Origin of the sequence: Leclercia sp. M-A074-M (assembly GCF_965195605.1) — a bacterium.
In the GTDB taxonomy this organism is placed as follows: Bacteria; Pseudomonadota; Gammaproteobacteria; order Enterobacterales; family Enterobacteriaceae; genus Enterobacter.
The window spans coordinates 343960-361086 of sequence record NZ_CBDAHM010000003.1; the positions used below are offsets into that span (position 1 = coordinate 343960).

The following is a 17127-nucleotide window of genomic DNA, read 5'->3' on the forward strand; positions in this document are numbered from 1 at the left end:
CCGTGGCCTTTCAAAAAGTGACCGGACATCACGCGCCCGGCTAGAGAGGCGGGGATGTTAAGAAATCACGGTGATTGTTACTGTGAATCAACGCACAGATTGTTACAGAAATATGACAGAATGCGCAAAAAAGCGCATTAAATCACGTTTCACTTTCGAATTTCGCTCGTTTGTGTTCGATATCAAACAAACCACAGTTTTTATGTGGCTAAATGAGACAAAACGAACACTGAGGGATGGCAATGACAATTCACGATCCACGCTATAGCGATGTGATTATCATTGGCGGGGGCGCGACCGGCGCAGGCATCGCCCGCGACTGCGCGCTCAGGGGGCTGAGCGTCACGCTTCTGGAGCGCCATGATATTGCAACAGGCGCAACCGGACGCAATCATGGTCTGCTGCACAGCGGCGCCCGCTACGCCGTCACCGACGGCGAATCGGCCCGCGAATGTATCGCCGAAAACCAGATCCTCCGGCGCATTGCCCGTCACTGCATTGAGCCCACCGACGGTCTGTTTATTACGCTTCCCGAAGACGATCTCGCCTTTCAGTCAACCTTCATTACCGCCTGCCAGGCCGCAGGCATTCAGGCGCAAGCCATTGATCCTGCCCTCGCGCGCCGCATCGAGCCTTCGGTTAATCCAGCATTGACCGGGGCGGTGAAAGTTCCGGACGGCACCGTGGATCCGTTTCGCCTGACGGCGGCCAACATGCTGGACGCCCGCGAGCATAGCGCGCGGATCCTGACCGGCCATCAGGTCACCGGGCTTATCCGTGAGGGGCATCGCATCGTAGGTGTGCGGGTCCTGGATACGCATTACAACGAACACCACGAGCTCTATGCCGCCGTGGTGGTCAACGCGGCGGGGATCTGGGGGCAACGCATCGCGGAATACGCCGATCTCTCTGTGCGCATGTTTCCGGCCAAAGGCTCGCTGCTGATCCTCGACCACCGCATTAATAACCATGTCATCAACCGCTGCCGCAAACCGTCTGACGCAGATATCCTTGTACCGGGCGATACCATCTCGCTAATCGGGACCACCTCCACCCACATTGACTACAGCGAGATTGATTTCAATCGGGTCACCGCAGAAGAGGTCGACATCCTGCTGCGCGAAGGAGAAAAACTGGCGCCGGTGATGGCCCAGACCCGTATCCTGCGCGCCTACGCGGGTGTGCGTCCGCTTGTTGCCAGCGATGACGATCCGAGCGGACGCAACGTCAGCCGTGGCATTGTGCTGCTTGACCACGCCGCGCGCGACGGGCTGGACGGCTTCATCACCATAACCGGGGGTAAATTGATGACCTACCGTCTGATGGCCGAATGGGCGACGGATGCCGTCTGCCGCAAGCTGGGCAATAGCGAACCGTGCGTGACCGCGGAACAGCCCCTGCCCGGCTCGCGCCAGTCCACCGAGAAAACAGTGCAAAAAATTCTCTCCCTGCCCGCCCCCCTGCGCGGTTCGGCTGTCTATCGCCATGGCGACAGAACGCCGTTGTGGCTGGGCGAAGGACGGCTGAGCCGCAGTCTGGTATGCGAGTGCGAGGCCGTTACCGCCGGGGAAGTGCAATATGCGGTGGAGAATCTGATGGTGAATAGCCTGCTCGATCTCCGCCGCCGCACCCGCGTCGGGATGGGCACCTGTCAGGGGGAGCTGTGTGCCTGCCGTGCCGCCGGGCTGCTGCAGCGTTTTCATACCACCACCGCCACCCAGTCGCTCGATCAGCTCAGCGATTTTTTAAACGAGCGCTGGAAAGGCATTCAGCCTGTCGCCTGGGGCGATGCCCTGCGTGAAAGCGAATTTACCCGCTGGGTGTACCAGGGGCTTTGCGGTCTGGAGAAGGAGCAACGCGATGAAATTTGATACGGTGATCGTCGGCGGCGGGCTGGCGGGTCTGCTCTGTGGCATCAAACTCACGAAGCAGGGACTGCGCTGCGCCATTATCACCCGGGGCCAGAGCGCCCTGCACTTCTCGTCGGGCTCGCTGGATCTGCTGGACGAAACGTACCGCGAAAAACTGCCGGCAGAGCATCCTTATCACCTGATCGGCGCGCAGCACATTGACCGCTTTGCCCTGGAAGCCGAATCTCTGCTGGCTGATTGTGGCGCACGTATGCAGGGGAGCGCCAGGCAAAATCACGCGCGCGTCACGCCGCTCGGTACGCTGCGCGCCGCCTGGCTCAGCCCGGAAGAGGTCCCCGTTGCCCCATTCAAGGCCACGCGCGTGCGGGTGGTGGGTATTAGCGGTTTTCTGGATTTTCAGCCCCATCTGGCGGCGGCCTCGCTCAGTCGCCAGGGGGTCAACGCTGAAACGGCAGAGATTGACCTTCCTGAGCTGGATCTCCTGCGCGACAATCCCAGCGAGTTCCGCGCGGTGAATATTGCCCGTTTGCTCGATAACGAAGAGAAATGGCCGCTGCTGTATGAGGCGCTCAAACCGCTTGCAGAGGGATGCGATGCGCTCTTTATGCCAGCCTGCTTTGGCTTAGGTGATAACCGGCTGTGGTGCTGGCTCTCCGATCGCCTGCCCTGCTCGCTCGGCCTGCTGTCGACGCTTCCCCCTTCCGTGCCCGGCATTCGCCTGCATACCCAGCTTCAGCGCCAGTTTGTGGCCCAGGGTGGCGTGTGGATGGCGGGCGATGAGGTGAAAAAAATCACCCTGACAGACGGCACGGTGAGCGAAATCTGGACCCGCAACCACGACGACATTCCGCTTCGCACGCGTTACGCGGTGCTGGCAAGCGGCAGTTTCTTTAGCAACGGTCTGCTGAGCAGCCGGGAGGGCATTCGCGAGGCGATTATGGGGCTGGATGTGCGCCAGAGTGCCTCCCGCGCGGACTGGTATCAGAGCGATTTCTTTTCCCCGCAGCCCTGGCAGCAGTTCGGCGTGATTGTGGATAACCAGCTGCATCCGCAACTTTCCGGAAAGCCAGTTCCAAATCTCTACGCCATCGGTTCGCTTTTGGGCGGATACGATCCTATCGCCCAGGGCTGCGGCGGCGGCGTCTGCGCCATAACGGCGCTCTATGTAGCAGAGCAGATTTGCCAGCGCACGGAGGCTGAACAATGAACGACACCCGCTTTGAAAGCTGCATCAAATGCACGGTCTGCACCACCGTCTGCCCGGTCAGCGGCGTTAACCCGCGCTATCCCGGGCCGAAACAGGCCGGACCGGACGGCGAGCGCCTGCGTCTGAAGGACGGCGCGCTGTACGATGACGCGCTGAAATACTGCATCAACTGCAAACGCTGTGAAGTCGCCTGCCCGTCGGATGTGAAAATCGGCGACATTATTCAGCGCGCCCGGGCACGCTATAGCACGCAAAAACCGTCGCTGCGCGATGCCATTCTTAGCCATACCGACCTGATGGGCAGCGTCTCCACGCCGTTTGCCCCGCTGGTGAACGCCGCGACCTCGCTGAAACCGGTGCGCCAGCTGCTGGATGCCACGCTGAAGATCGACCATCACCGCAGCCTGCCTAAATATTCCCACGGCACCTTCCGCCGCTGGTACAAATCCGTAGCGGCAGACCAGGCGCGGTATGCCGACCAGGTGGCGTTCTTCCATGGCTGCTACGTGAATTACAACCACCCGCAGTTGGGCAAAGATCTGCTGAAAGTGCTGAACGCCATGGGTACAGGCGTGCAGTTGCTGAGCAAGGAGAAGTGCTGCGGTGTGCCGCTGATCGCCAACGGGTTTACCGATAAAGCGCGCAAACAGGCCAGAAGCAACGTCTCGTCGCTGCGCGAGGCCATCATCGATAAAGGCATTCCGGTGCTGGCCACCTCCTCGACCTGCACCTTCACGCTGCGCGATGAGTATCCGCACCTGCTGGAGGTGGACAATACCGGCCTGCGCGAAAAGATTGAGCTGGCGACGCGTTTCCTGTGGCGCAAGCTGGACAGCGGGCAGACGTTACCGCTGAAAAACTTACCCCTGAAAGTGGTCTACCATACGCCCTGCCATATGGAAAAAATGGGCTGGTCGCTCTACACGCTGGAACTGTTGCGGTTAATTCCGGGGCTGGCGCTGACGGTGCTGGATTCGCGCTGCTGCGGCATTGCGGGGACGTACGGCTTTAAGCGTGAAAATTACGAAACATCACAGGCGATTGGCGCGCCGCTGTTCCGCCAGATTGAGGAGAGCGGCGCCGATATCGTGGTGACCGACTGCGAAACCTGCAAGTGGCAGATAGAGATGTCCACCAGCAAGCGCTGCGAACATCCCATCACGCTGCTGGCGAAGGCGTTGGGTTAGCTATCGCCGGGGCCGCCGCCCCGGCAAACCGGTTACTCAACGAACAGCGATTCCACCACGTTGATCCAGCCGTGCTCGCTGGCCACCTCCTTACCTGCCAGCCAGCGACGCAGCATGTTCAGCGCCATCATGGCGCAGACCTCCTGACGCACCGCCAGGCTGTGGCGGCTGATACCCATTTTGACTCTTAAGGCATGGGTCCCTTCCGGCGTGGCGAGCGCAAAATTGAGATACTCTTCATCCAGTCCCCCAACAAACAGCGCCAGACCGGCAAAATGTTTCACCCGGCGTTCTGACGCCCAGCGTGCCGTCTGCGCCAGCGTCTCCTGCTGGAAGGGCACCACTTCGCTGGCCAGCAGTGGGGCACTGGCCCGGTTTAACTGCAACGCCAGCAGGCCACCGGTAAACTGCTCGCTCAGGGTAACGCTCAGCTGGCGCGACTGCAGATGCTTCGCAATCTGCGCTGGTAGCCCTTCCGTACCCTCGAAAATAAGACTTTCGCCCGCCACGCGCTGCACTTCCGGCCAGAGCGCCAGCATCGCCGCTTTCTGCGTCGCAGGCCCGGTCAGCTTGAGTTCAATGATCGGCATGGAAGAGCGATAGCCCATGGATACCCCCGGTGGCAGCGGCAGGTGATCGAGGCTCTGCGCCAGATCGCTTTCCGAGCGGCCAAAGGTGGTCAGGCGCAGGCAGACTGGCGGTTCAGGCAGGGTAAAACGTTGACGAAGGCGCGGCAGGATCTGCTGTTCGACCATCACTTTAAATTCAGACGGGACACCCGGCGTGAAGAACATCAGGCAGCGGTTCAGTTGAACGGCGAAACCGCAGGCGGTACCCACCGGGTTATCGACCAGTTCGGCGCTGGCCGGGATTTCAGCCTGTTTGCGGTTGCTGGGGGCCATCACGCGGCCACGTTCGGAGAAGAAACGCTCCATCTGGGCCAGCCACGCCTCATGCAACACCAGCCCTTCGCCTTTGGCGGTCGCGGCAGCCAGCGCGCTGAGATCGTCGCCGGTGGGGCCGAGCCCACCGTTCACAATCAGCACGTCGCAGTGTTCGCTACGCTCGCGCAGAACAGTCACCAGCGACTCAAGACTGTCGCCTACGGTATTGCGGCGCGTTAACGGTAATCCTTGCTCAAAGAAAAGATCGGCAAGCCAGGCAGCATTGGTATCAATAATCTGTCCATGCAGCACTTCGTCGCCGGTGGATAACATCTCCACGTTAATCATTGTGTTCTCCCGCTTATATGGTGAAAACACTATAGCGCAATCACCGGCACGGAGAGGAGAGAAACTGGCGCGACGGACGCCGCGCCGGAGGGGTTAGAAGCCTGCGCTGACGCCCACGTACGGGCCGTCAGCCAGCGCGTTGTCGCGGTTGCCCTCTTTGCCCGCCAGGTTCAGATAACGATAGCCCGCTTCGATGGTAATCGGACGCATGATGGTCCAGCGCGCACCCGCGTTAGCTTCTTTATAGCTGTCGATACCGCTGGAGAGGGAGTCCGGAGAGTAGTAATACTCGCCGAACAGGCCGAAGCTGTCGCCAATTTTCCACTGCAGACCGCCGCCCACTGCCGCCGCGTAACCTTCGTCACCGTCGTTCGGGTTGGTATAGATGCCTTTACCGCCGACGGTCGCCAGGAATGGACCAAGCGGAACGTTAAAACCGAGGCCCAGGCTTGCCGCATCGCCATCGTCGTCGTTATGCGTCCAGCCGCCGGTCATCGCCAGGCCTGCGCTATCCGTGCCAAGACCAAAGCCCAGGTGGGTATAGTCCTCGCCCGCCGAGCCGTTGAAGGAAATAGCGTTGGCCGCTGCCGATACACACATCAGGCCTAAGCCCATTAATGCCACTTTTTTCATTGTCGTGATCCCGCACAATTTGTTCACAGATATCCAAAACCGCGAGATTTTAACCTGACTGGCTATGGGATCAATGGACTCCGTGTGCGTCGGACAATTAGTTTGTAACGATTTGATAATATCAACATTTACGTCATCAATAAAAAGCGCATTTTGACGCACAGACCGCCCAGATTTTCACTGGCCATCAGTTGAAGATGGCTGCGGTGCAGGCGGGCGATATCGTTGGCCAGCGCCAGCCCAATCCCGGACCCGGTGGCATCTCCTACATTATCCAGCCGATGAAACGGCAGCATGGCCTGGGAAATCTGATCTTCAGCAATTCCCGGTCCGCTGTCCTCCACGCTCAGCTCAACAGCGTCGTTAACCGTGTGCAGAGACACGGTGACGATGCCCTGCTGCGGGGTGTATTTGATCGCATTCTCCAGCAGGTTGGCACACAGTTCGCCCAGCAGCACCTCATCACCTTCAATCATGACGGATTGCTGAATGCCGTCATAACCTAAATCGATCCCCTTGCTGCGCGCCTGCGCCAGCCGGGAGAAGCAGCAGTTCTGCACCACCTGAACCAGATCCACCGGCGCAAACTGGCGATCCCCCTGCTCTTTGCGCCTCACCGTGGAGAGTTGCAGCAGCCGTTCGGTGAGGACGATGGTGTTATCCAGCGTCACGTTCATGGCACGTAAACTCTCCTGCCACAGGGCCGGATCGTTTCGCGTCAGGGCAACGGAAACCTGGGTTTTGAGCACCGCCAGCGGCGTTTTGAGCTGATGAGACGCATCGGCGTTGAAGCGCTCCTGGCGGGAAAGCACGCCGCGTAATCTGTCGATATAACGGTTAAAAGCCACGATCAGCAGCCGCGTTTCCGACCAGGGCAGCAGCTCCGGCAGCGGGGCCAGCAGCCCAGGCTCACGGCGCACCATCAGCGAGGAGAGCTGACGCATCGGGCGCAGCACGCGGCGCAGCAGCCAGGCGGTTAAGACCAGCGTCAGCAGCACCAGTAGCCCCTGCGAAACGAGTGATGAAAACAGAAGCTGTGTGGCGAGATAGCGCCGCGACTGCAAGGTTTCGGCGACGTAGATCTCCGCCATACCGGAAACATTGTCTTCGTTAATTGGCTGGAGCAGCTTCGCCACGCGGATCGCCTGGCCGCGATACTCAGTATGATAAAACCAGGCCAGCGCGGGATAGTGCGTGGTGCGCGACGTGGAGCGGGGCATATTCGGCAGATCGTCATAGCCGGAGATCACCCGCCCCTCCGGGTCAACCACCTTGTAATAGAGGCGATCGTTCATGTTCAGCTCGAAGCTGTCGAGCACCACCCAGGGAACATCGACCAGCAGCTTGCCGTTGTGCACCTCCAGCCGCTCAGAGACGGTACGCGCCGACGATAACAGCGTGCGGTCGTACGCCTGGGTCGCCGCCTGCAGGGCGCTGACGTAACTGTTAAAGGCCGACAATCCCCACAGCAACAGCAGCGGTAGGCCGAGAAAAAGCAGCAGTTGCAGATAAAGCGACTGAGGTTTAACCCACTTCATCGCCGCACTCCAGCACATAGCCCAGCCCGCGCAGGGTGGTGATCCGCACCCCGCTGCCAGTCAGTTTTTTGCGCAGGCGATGAATGTAGAGATCGAGACTCTCGGGGCTGACGTCATCATTCAGGCTAAACACCTGATCGAACAACTGCTGGCGGGAGACGGGCCGGGTGCGGCGATGCATCAGCACCTTCAGCAGTGACAGTTCGCGCGGGGTGAGCGAGAGCGGCTCATCGCGCAGCAGGAAAAAACCGTCGTCGTCATACTCCAGCTCCCCAAGACGCTGGCGTTCCTGGGTTCGCCCCTCGCTTCGGCGCAGCAGGGCGCGAAGCCTGGCGTCCAGCTCCTCCAGCTCAAACGGTTTTGGCAGATAATCATCCGCCCCGGCGTTCAGGCCTTTCACCCGATCCGCCACGTTGCTGCGTGCGGTGAGAAACAGCACCGGCAAGGTCTGGCCGCGTTTTCGTAAACGGTGCACCACCTCCAGGCCGTCAAAACCGGGCATACCGATGTCCAGTATCGCCACCGCGTAGTTTTCCCCCTGCAGGAGATGATCGGCCGCGCGCCCGTCAGAAACGCAGTCTACGGCAAAGCCCTCCTGCACCAGCGCTTTCTCCAGCCAGTGAGCCAGCTCACGATTATCTTCCGCCAGTAAGAGACGCATATCACATCCTGTAAAGTTGGTGTCGCGTTGAAAGGGAAATGAAAGGTTATTGTTTTAACAATCACGCAACGGAACCGCTACAAGGTGGTTCACATAATCAGAAAAAACCCGTACCCGTACCCCCGGATCGCCGGCGTGAGGATAAACGATGAAAAAACAATTACTTTCAACGGTTGCTGCAAGCGTATTAATGTTGAGTGCCTCTGTTGTCCAGGCGCAGGACGCTCCGTCCCGCACCGAATGTATCGCTCCGGCCAAACCGGGCGGCGGTTTCGATCTCACCTGCAAGCTGATTCAGGTCAGCCTGCTGGAGACGAAGGCCATTGAAAAACCGATGCGCGTGACCTACATGCCAGGCGGCGTGGGCGCGGTGGCCTATAACGCGATTGTCGCGCAACGTCCGGCGGAAGCCGGCACGGTGGTCGCCTTCTCCGGCGGCTCGCTGCTGAACCTTTCCCAGGGCAAGTTTGGCCGCTACGGCGTGGATGACGTGCGCTGGCTGGCCACCGTCGGTACCGACTACGGCATGATCGCCGTGCGCGCAGATTCCCCGTGGAAATCCCTGAAGGATTTGCTCACCGCCATGGAAAAAGACCCCAACAGCGTGGTGATTGGCGCAGGCGCCTCCATCGGCAGCCAGGACTGGATGAAAGCCGCCCTGCTGGCGCAGCAGGCGAAAGTGGATCCGCACAAAATGCGTTACGTGGCGTTTGAGGGCGGCGGTGAACCGGTGACGGCGCTGATGGGCAACCACGTGCAGGCAGTTTCCGGTGATCTCAGTGAAATGGTGCCTTACCTGAGCGGCGATAAAATCCGCGTGCTGGCGGTCTTCTCCGAAAACCGTCTGCCGGGACAGCTGGCAAACGTGCCGACTGCAAAAGAGCAGGGTTATGACCTCGTCTGGCCGATTATCCGCGGCTTCTTTGTCGGGCCAAAAGTGACCGATGCCGAATACCAGTGGTGGGTCGACAACTTTAACAAACTGCAGCAGACAGACGAATTTAAAAAGCAGCGCGATCTGCGCGGGCTGTTTGAGTTCAACCTGAACGGTAAGCAGCTGGACGAGTATGTCAAAAAACAGGTGAATGACTACCGCGAGAAGGCAAAAGCGTTTGGCCTGGCCAAATAACCGGAGGCGCTATGAGCGATCGCATTTTTGCCGGGATCTGGTTGTTGCTCTGTATTGGCGGGATGTTCGTCGCCTGGCAGATCCACAGCGAATACAGCTATGAACCCGTGGGGCCCCGCCCCTTTCCAATGGGCATTGTCGGCCTGATGCTGCTTTGCTCGGTGGCCATGCTGTTACGCCACCCGGATACCGTAGAGTGGCCGCCCAGACGCATTTTGCAGCGGCTGTTGGTGATGGTCATTGTGCTGCTGATGTATGCCTGGGGCTTTGAATGGCTCGGCTTCCCGGTGGCGACCGCCATCCTGACGATGGTGATCGGCATGCTGTTTAACGCCAGCCTCCCTGCGGCGGGGATCTCGGGTGTGGTGATGGGCATTTTCCTGTGGTACGCCTTTGACCGCCTGCTGGATGTGACGCTGCCGCTTGGCGCCTGGCTTAATTAACGGAGCACGCTATGGATACCTGGATTTACCTCTCACAGGGGTTCGCCGTGGCGATGACCCCGGAAAACCTGGTGATCGCCCTGATCGGCTGCTTCGTCGGGACGATCGTCGGTCTGCTGCCCGGACTTGGGCCCATCAACGGGGTCGCTATTTTGCTCCCGCTGGCGTTTGCCCTGCATCTGCCTGCGGAATCGGCGCTGATCCTGCTGGCGACGGTCTACATCGGCTGTGAATATGGCGGCCGTATCTCGTCAATACTGCTCAACGTGCCCGGGGATGCGGCGGCCATTATGACCGCGCTGGATGGTTACCCGATGGCGCGGCAGGGGCGCGGCGGCGTGGCGCTGTCTATTTCCGCCGTCAGTTCGTTCTTTGGCTCGCTGATTGCCATTGGCGGCATCATTCTGTTTGCGCCTGCGCTGGCCCAGTGGTCGCTGGCGTTTGGTCCGGCAGAGTATTTTGCCCTGATGGTCTTCGCCATTGCCTGTCTCGGCAGCATGATGGCGCAAAACCCACTGAAATCGTTTTTGTCTGCGCTGATTGGCTTAGGGTTAGCCACCGTCGGCGTGGATGCCAACACCGGGGTCTATCGTTTTACCTTCGACAGCGTTCACCTCTCCGACGGCGTGCAGTTTATCGTGGTCGTGATTGGTCTGTTCTCTGTCTCTGAGATCTTACTGATGCTGGAACATACCAGCAGCGGGCAGACGCTGGTGCGTAAAACCGGCCGGATGCTCTTTAACGCCAAAGAGGGCGCGCAGTGTATCGGTACTACGCTGCGTTCAGGGGTGATTGGTTTCTTTGTCGGCATTCTGCCGGGCGCCGGAGCAACCATCGCCAGCGCCATCACCTACATGACGGAGAAAAAGCTCAGCGGCAACAGCGACAGCTTTGGCAAAGGCGATATTCGCGGCGTCGCCGCACCTGAGGCGGCCAACAATGCCTCGGCCTGCGGCTCGTTTATTCCCATGCTGACGCTCGGCGTACCCGGCTCCGGTACCACGGCGGTGATGATGGGAGCGCTGACGCTCTATAACATCACGCCAGGACCGGCGATGTTTACCGAACAGCCGGACATCGTCTGGGGACTGATTGCGGCGCTGCTGATTGCTAACGTCATGCTGCTGGTGATGAACATCCCGCTGATTGGCCTGTTCACCCGTATGTTGACCATTCCGCTGTGGTTCCTGGTCCCCGCGATCGCGGCCGTCTCGGCGGTGGGGGTGTATGCGGTACACAGCACCACCTTCGACCTGATTCTGATGGTGGTGCTGGGGGTGTTCGGCTACATCTTGCGTAAAATGCACTTCCCGATGTCGCCGCTGATTTTAGGGTTTGTGCTGGGTGAGATGCTGGAGCAGAACCTGCGCCGCGCTCTGTCCATCAGCAATGGTAATGTCTCCATTCTGTGGGACAGCAACGTGGCGAAGATCCTGCTGACGCTGGCGATTGTGGTGGTGGTCGTACCGCCGGTGCTGCGCCTGCTTCGTCGCCGTCAACGTAAGCCGCAGCCCGATATCGGCTAATTACCCTGACAGTTGGGCATTCACCCACTGTGTTAACGCCTGGCGGGAGATCTTAATCCCGCCATTTTTTAGTTCTGCTGGCAGCACCAGCCAGTGCACGGGCTGCTCAAATCGCGCCATTTTGCCCTGTACCCACTCCGGGAAGCGGGTGAAATCCGTTCCCGGTTCACACTCCACTACCGCCACCGGACGCTGACCAAATTCGGCGTCATTCAGCGGGACAATAAAGACCTGGCTGATGTGCGGATGGGTCGCGATAATCCGCTCAAGGCTCTCCGGCTGAATGCCCTCGCCTCCGCTGAAAAAGAGGTTATCCATCCGACCGAGGATCGTCAGGCGACCCTCATGCAGCTCCCCGCGATCGCGGGTGGCAAACCAGCCCTCAGAATTTGTGAGCGGCAGCAGCGCGCCGTCGCGCCAGTAGCCTGAGGCCATGCTTTGCGCCCTGATCCACACTTCACCGTTAACAACCTGCACCTCCCTGCCCGGCAATGCGCAGCCCACGTCCGGCTCACCGTCAGCCTCTTTCGCGCAGACGGTAGAGGCAAACTCCGTCAGGCCGTAGCCACAAAACGTAGAAATACCCTGCGCGCGCGCCTGTTGCGTCAACTCAACGGGGATGGCGGCCCCGCCCAGGAGTACCGCTTTCAGCGCGATGTGCTGGTGTGTATTGAGCAGACGCCAGAGCTGGGTTGGCACCAGCGAGGCATGCGTACACCCCTGCAAGGCCTGCTCCAGCGGCTGCTTCTCGCGCACGGTTAAGCGCGCGCCGGCCTGCAGCCAGCGCCATAAGATCCCCTGCCCGGAGACATGAAACAGCGGCAGCGAAAGCAGCCAGTCGTCATCCTCGCCGTAGGGCATCAGCGCGAGGACACCCTCAGCGCTGGCAAGATGCGCCCCGCAGGTATGAACGGCCGCTTTCGGCAGCCCGGTAGAGCCGGAGGTGAGCGTCATTGAGGCCAGCCGCTCAGGCTGCCATGCCACGCTGTATTCGCCAGACTGTGCATGCATGCCAAGCGCGGCGAGTCCGTCATAGTGACCATCCAGCACCAGCGCAAAACGCAGCGTCATTTGCAGAAGCAATACCTCCAGCAGCGGGCGCGGGAGCTGAGGGTTAACGGGAAGAATACGCGCGCCGCACTGGAGCAGCGCCAGCCATGCGAGCAGAGTCTGCGGATGATTATGGGCAAGCAGCAGCACGCCGTCCCCCGCCTCCACGCCCTGCTGATGGAACCCTGCAGCCAGATTGTCGATGCGGGTGCAGAGCTGTTGCCAGCTCAGCACCTCGTCGTTGAGACGCAGAGCCGGTTTATCAGCACGCTGCTCGCGCCAGTGCCGCCACGGCCAGTCACTAAAACTCATTGCAACGGCTCCAGGGCCTCAACGCCCGCGCACGGCAGGGCGCTACCCGGCCACGGGCGAATAAGCTGGGTTTGCATCAGGTTTAACGTATCCAGCCCCGGGATGGTATCGGGCGTTAACCAGGCGGCAATACGCGCCAGCTGCGTCAGCCCAAGGCTGGATTCGATGGAGGAGCTGATCACCGCCGTCAGTCCTGCGCTATGCGCTGCCGTCACCTGGGCACGCACCTTCGCCAGACTGCCCGTTAGCGTCGGTTTTATGACCACGGCGCTGACGCCCGGCTCGGCGGTAAAGGCAAAGTCCGCCTCGCGCAGGCTTTCGTCCCAGGCGATGGCTATGCCGGTTTCGCGGGCAAAGCCGCGTGAATCCTCACGGGTTTTGCACGGCTCTTCCAGAAAAGCGATGCGGCTGCGGTACGCCGGATTGACGTACTTCGCGAACTGCTGCGCCTTAAGCGGCGTCCAGGCGCGGTTGGCATCCAGACGCAGGCGCAGATCGGGGATTGCCTCCAGCAAGAGGTTAGCGACCATGCCGTCGCGTACCGCTTCGTAAAGACCGACTTTGATTTTCGCCACTTTCTCGCCGGGCATAGCGCTGAGCAGTGCAAACAGCTCATCCGGATCGCCGGTACAGAGCGGCGCGGCACGGTAATCGGCCTCATCAGGGAGGCTGCCGTCGAGCTCCGCGAGCGCACAACTGATGCCGAACGCGGCGGAAGGAACTTCGGGCAGCGGCGGATTCAGGCCTGTACGCCATTCCTCTACCCATGCCACCAGCGCAGCCTGCGCCTCCTCCAGCGACTCCAGGCTAAAGCCCGGCAGAGGCGAAATCTCGCCCCAGCCCTGCCCTTCGCCCTGCTGCAGTTGCACGAAGAAGCCATCACGGGTTTTTAACCGCCGTTCACGCAGCACCACGCCCGCGTCCATCGGTATCTGCCAGCGGTAAACCTGCGCGCTGCGCATTACGGGTTCCGTTTGTATTTGCTGAAGTCCGGCTGGCGCTTCTCGTTAAACGCGTTGCGTCCTTCCTGACCCTCTTCAGTCATGTAGAAGAGCATGGTGGCGTTACCCGCCAGCTCTTGCAGACCGGCCTGGCCGTCGCAGTCGGCGTTCAGGGCCGCTTTCAGGCAGCGCAGCGCCATCGGACTGTTCTGCAGCATTTCACGACACCAACGCACGGTCTCTTTTTCGAGGTCGGCAATCGGCACCACGGTGTTCACCAGGCCCATATCCAGTGCTTCCTGAGCGTTATACTGGCGGCAGAGGAACCAGATTTCACGCGCTTTTTTCTGACCGACAATGCGCGCCATATAAGAGGCACCCCAGCCGCCGTCGAAGGAGCCGACTTTTGGTCCGGTCTGCCCGAAGATGGCGTTCTCTGCGGCAATGGTCAGATCGCACATCATATGCAGCACGTGACCACCGCCGATGGAGTAGCCCGCCACCATTGCGACAACCGGTTTCGGGCAGGTGCGGATCTGACGCTGGAAGTCAAGCACGTTCAGGTGATGGGTACCCGCATCGTCCTGGTATCCGCCGTAGTCACCGCGTACTTTCTGATCGCCACCGGAGCAGAACGCTTTTTCACCTTCCCCGGTCAGGACGATAACGCCGATGTTGTCGTCATAGCGCGCATCCGCCAGGGCCTGAATCATCTCTTTGACGGTTAACGGGCGAAACGCGTTACGCACCTCTGGACGGTTAATGGTGATTTTGGCGATGCCGTCAGTGGACTTGTGGTAACGAATGTCGGTATAGCCTTCGGAGCAGTCCAGCCATTCCACCGGTGCATAGAGCATGTTTTCATCAGGGTAGATCATAGAGTGTCCTTAATTGAAAGAGGGAGTATCTGGGCCAGACGCTCAGCCACCGCAGCGGGGTTTTCCCGATGGGCGTTATGTCCGGCGTGAGGAATTTCATGGCGGGTGGCGGTAAGCTGCCGGGCAATACCCCGAAACTTAGGGTCCTGTTCGCCATAGAGATAGAAAAAAGGAAGTGCGCACGAGGCGAGCTCAGGGCGTAAATCGGCTTGTTCGGCAAGCGACGTCGCCTGGAGCATGGCGGCCAGAGCTGGACCATTATTCTGGCTACGCAGGGCGACAAGCTGTTCGCGCTGCGCGGGGGTTAGCGAGGCAAATACCGGCTGCTGATACCAGTCGGCAAATACCGACGCCAGAGGTTCATGGCGCAAGCGTGCCGCCCACTGCGCATCGGAGGCGCGACGGCTCGTCCGCGCGTGTTCATCGCTCAACCCCGGATGCGCCCCCTCCACAATCAGCCCCTGTAGCCCCCCGGGCCGCTGGCAGGCGTGATACATCGCAATGCGGCCGCCGAGGGAGTACCCCACCAGCCAGTAATTTAGTATGTTGTAACTAATCAGAGTGCGATTGAGCAAGCCGTTGAGATGATGGAAATCACTCACCACAATGGAGGCCGACTCTCCGTGTCCCGGGAGATCGAGATAGAGGCGGGAATAATCGCTCAGGCGCTCCCCTGACACCTGCCATTCGCGGCAATCGCCGGAAAAACCGTGCAGGAAAACCAGCCAGGGTTTATCCGGCTGACCTTTACGCTGGGTTCCCGCGAGGATCATAGATGGCTTACCTGCGCCAGCAGGTTTTGCAGCATCTGCGCCCCGTCGCTGTCGTTTACCACCACCTCGATTAGCGTGGTGCCGGGTTTGCTCCACGCCGTGCTGAGCGCGCTCTCCAGCTCCGCCCAGTTTTCCGGGCGCTGATACTTGAGGCTGAACATCGCCGCCGCATGTTCAAACTGCACGTTCTGCGGCATCAGATAAAAGCGTTCCCGTTCGCTCTGCGGCGTCGGCAACAGGGAGAAAATCTGGCCGCCATTGTTGTTGATCACCAGCAGCACAAAGGGCGCCGAAGCCTGACGAAGCAGCGCCAGCGCGTTCAGATCGTACAGCGCCGAGAGATCGCCGACGATCGCCAGCGTCGAACGGGCATTCGCGCGCTGAAGCCCTGCTGCGGTTGAAATCAGACCGTCGATACCGCTGGCGCCACGGTTACTGAATACCGGGTAGCCCGCCGGCAGGCGGGAGAAAGCGTCAATCAGACGCACCACCAGGCTGTTGCCCACAAACAACTGCCCCTGTTCGGGCAGATAGCGATGGATGCGGTGGGCCAGCTGCGCTTCACCGAATGCGTCGCTGTGTTGCGCCGTCAGTTCCCAGGCCTGGCGAGAGAGTTCAGGAATGTCGGTTGCCCAGGGGGCACGTTTTTCCGCCGGATGCAGCTCCAGCCACTCGGCCACGCTGGATACCAACCGACGGCCACGATGGTGCGCGGGATCCAGCCGCCCTTCGCGGGAATCGACCAGCCAGTACTCTTCCGGCCTGCAGGTGGCCTGCCACTGCAGAAGACGTTTACCCGTCAGGCTGCCGCCAAGCTGCACCACAATCTGCGCCTGCTCCAGTTCGGTCACGGCTCTGGCGTTGCCGAGCCAGAGATCCGCGCACGGCAGCGGCTGGCCGGTCTGGGAGAGCACGTCGCCAATCAGCGGCCAGCCAAGCCGTTGCGCCCACTGCGCTACCTGCTTGCCTTCCTCGGCGCTCATCCTGCCCGCGATGACCACACCGCGTTTCTGCCGCCAGAAGAACCAGTCGCGCTGTTGGGGGCTTGAAAGCGCCGCCGGAGCGCGCAGCCAGGGTTTATCGCTCTGCCACCAGTCGCCCAGCGCCTGCTGCCACTCAAGATCGGTATCATCCATTTCGCCATACAGCGGCTCGGCAAACGGACAGTTGATGTGCAGCGCCCCGGCACGCAGCCCGCCCAGGGCGTTATCCACCGTCGAAACCAGCCAGCGGGCGGGAATATCGCGGGTCGGACGCGGCAGCGACAGGGTTTCTGTCGGATGGGTGGCAAAAATCCCCGACTGGCGAATGGCCTGATTGGCGCCGCAGTCGATCAGCTCCGGAGGACGATCTGCCGTCAGCAGCACCAGTTTTTCACCGGTCAGACCGGCTTCGATCAATGCGGGATAGAGGTTAGCCACCGCCGTGCCGGAGGTCACAATCACCGCCACCGGCTCATGGCTGGCTTTTGCCAGCCCCAGCGCCAGATGGCCGAGACCGCGCTCATCAAAATGGGTGTGATGAATAAAGGCGCGGTTTTCGGCGGCGGCCAGGGTCAACGGCGTTGAGCGCGAGCCGGGCGCAATGCAAACATGCCTGACGCCATGGCGGGTCAGGGCTTCAAGGATCACCGCCGCCCAGCGCCGGTTAAAGGAACTCACTGACATGGAATTGTCCGGTATCAATATTGCGACGTAGTATAAATAATAGAGAAAGATGTAATTTTGATATGAATCGGGAATGTAT

Annotated in this window: 15 protein-coding genes; 6 read left to right on the forward strand and 9 right to left on the reverse strand. The window is 60.3% G+C overall.

Going from position 1 to position 17127, the window contains the following annotated elements:
• Positions 1 to 242 precede the first annotated feature (242 nt).
• Genes glpA through glpC form a run of 3 tightly spaced genes read left to right on the forward strand, consistent with a single transcriptional unit; the run spans position 243 to position 4265 of the window.
• Entirely contained in the window at positions 243 to 1871 is a 1629-nt protein-coding gene (glpA, locus tag ACOKCT_RS08285; protein WP_420193362.1) for an anaerobic glycerol-3-phosphate dehydrogenase subunit A, read from the forward strand.
• Positions 1861 to 3078, forward strand: a complete 1218-nt coding sequence (glpB, locus tag ACOKCT_RS08290; RefSeq protein ID WP_420193363.1) for a glycerol-3-phosphate dehydrogenase subunit GlpB — start codon at positions 1861 to 1863, stop codon at positions 3076 to 3078. Before glpA ends, glpB begins: the two co-directional genes overlap by 11 nt.
• Positions 3075 to 4265 carry an anaerobic glycerol-3-phosphate dehydrogenase subunit GlpC gene (gene glpC / locus ACOKCT_RS08295; protein WP_103180425.1) on the forward strand — a complete coding sequence of 397 codons (1191 nt, stop codon included), beginning with the start codon at positions 3075 to 3077 and terminating at the stop codon, positions 4263 to 4265. The genes glpB and glpC overlap by 4 nt, the downstream gene beginning before the upstream one ends.
• A 32-nt stretch (positions 4266 to 4297) precedes the next feature.
• On the opposite strand, the gene ACOKCT_RS08300 is transcribed toward glpC, so the two are convergent.
• The 4 genes from ACOKCT_RS08300 to tctD all read right to left on the reverse strand — a co-directional run bounded on the left by ACOKCT_RS08300 (position 4298) and on the right by tctD (position 8329).
• Entirely contained in the window at positions 4298 to 5497 is a 1200-nt protein-coding gene (locus tag ACOKCT_RS08300; protein WP_103180427.1) for a nicotinamide mononucleotide deamidase-related protein YfaY, read from the reverse strand.
• Between the two features lie 93 nt (positions 5498 to 5590).
• On the reverse strand, positions 5591 to 6130 hold the full coding sequence (locus ACOKCT_RS08305; protein WP_103180429.1) for a YfaZ family outer membrane protein: 540 nt from the start codon (positions 6128 to 6130) through the stop codon (positions 5591 to 5593).
• 128 nt (positions 6131 to 6258) lie between these two features.
• Positions 6259 to 7668: a sensor histidine kinase gene (locus ACOKCT_RS08310; RefSeq protein ID WP_420193364.1), complete on the reverse strand. Its 1410-nt coding sequence runs from the start codon at positions 7666 to 7668 to the stop codon at positions 6259 to 6261.
• Positions 7655 to 8329, reverse strand: coding sequence for a transcriptional regulator TctD (gene tctD / locus ACOKCT_RS08315; RefSeq protein WP_103180432.1), 675 nt, complete (start codon positions 8327 to 8329; stop codon positions 7655 to 7657). Before tctD ends, ACOKCT_RS08310 begins: the two co-directional genes overlap by 14 nt.
• A gap of 148 nt (positions 8330 to 8477) precedes the next feature.
• Here tctD and ACOKCT_RS08320 point away from each other — a divergent pair, with 148 nt between their 5' ends.
• From ACOKCT_RS08320 to ACOKCT_RS08330, 3 genes are read left to right on the forward strand one after another with little or no spacing between them, the layout of a single operon-like run.
• The gene (locus tag ACOKCT_RS08320) at positions 8478 to 9458 is read left to right on the forward strand and encodes a Bug family tripartite tricarboxylate transporter substrate binding protein (protein ID WP_159339615.1); all 981 of its coding nucleotides are present in this window, start codon (positions 8478 to 8480) and stop codon (positions 9456 to 9458) included.
• A gap of 11 nt (positions 9459 to 9469) precedes the next feature.
• A complete protein-coding gene (locus tag ACOKCT_RS08325) occupies positions 9470 to 9901 on the forward strand; it encodes a tripartite tricarboxylate transporter TctB family protein (RefSeq protein WP_103180436.1) in 432 nt (143 codons plus the stop codon).
• Positions 9902 to 9912: 11 nt separating this feature from the next.
• Positions 9913 to 11427 carry a tripartite tricarboxylate transporter permease gene (locus tag ACOKCT_RS08330; protein ID WP_114314388.1) on the forward strand — a complete coding sequence of 505 codons (1515 nt, stop codon included), beginning with the start codon at positions 9913 to 9915 and terminating at the stop codon, positions 11425 to 11427.
• On the opposite strand, the gene menE is transcribed toward ACOKCT_RS08330, so the two are convergent.
• From menE to menD, 5 genes are read right to left on the reverse strand one after another with little or no spacing between them, the layout of a single operon-like run.
• Positions 11428 to 12789: an o-succinylbenzoate--CoA ligase gene (gene menE / locus ACOKCT_RS08335; RefSeq protein WP_156654944.1), complete on the reverse strand. Its 1362-nt coding sequence runs from the start codon at positions 12787 to 12789 to the stop codon at positions 11428 to 11430.
• Positions 12786 to 13751 (reverse strand): o-succinylbenzoate synthase, encoded by a 966-nt coding sequence (menC, locus tag ACOKCT_RS08340; protein ID WP_420193365.1) that lies wholly within the window; start codon positions 13749 to 13751, stop codon positions 12786 to 12788. Before menC ends, menE begins: the two co-directional genes overlap by 4 nt.
• Complete coding sequence (menB, locus tag ACOKCT_RS08345) at positions 13751 to 14608, reverse strand: 1,4-dihydroxy-2-naphthoyl-CoA synthase (RefSeq protein ID WP_103180443.1); 858 nt, start codon at positions 14606 to 14608, stop codon at positions 13751 to 13753. Before menB ends, menC begins: the two co-directional genes overlap by 1 nt.
• On the reverse strand, positions 14605 to 15381 hold the full coding sequence (gene menH, locus ACOKCT_RS08350) for a 2-succinyl-6-hydroxy-2,4-cyclohexadiene-1-carboxylate synthase (protein WP_420193366.1): 777 nt from the start codon (positions 15379 to 15381) through the stop codon (positions 14605 to 14607). Before menH ends, menB begins: the two co-directional genes overlap by 4 nt.
• Positions 15378 to 17048 carry a 2-succinyl-5-enolpyruvyl-6-hydroxy-3-cyclohexene-1-carboxylic-acid synthase gene (gene menD, locus ACOKCT_RS08355; protein ID WP_420193367.1) on the reverse strand — a complete coding sequence of 557 codons (1671 nt, stop codon included), beginning with the start codon at positions 17046 to 17048 and terminating at the stop codon, positions 15378 to 15380. The genes menH and menD overlap by 4 nt, the downstream gene beginning before the upstream one ends.
• Between the last annotated feature and the right edge of the window lie 79 nt (positions 17049 to 17127).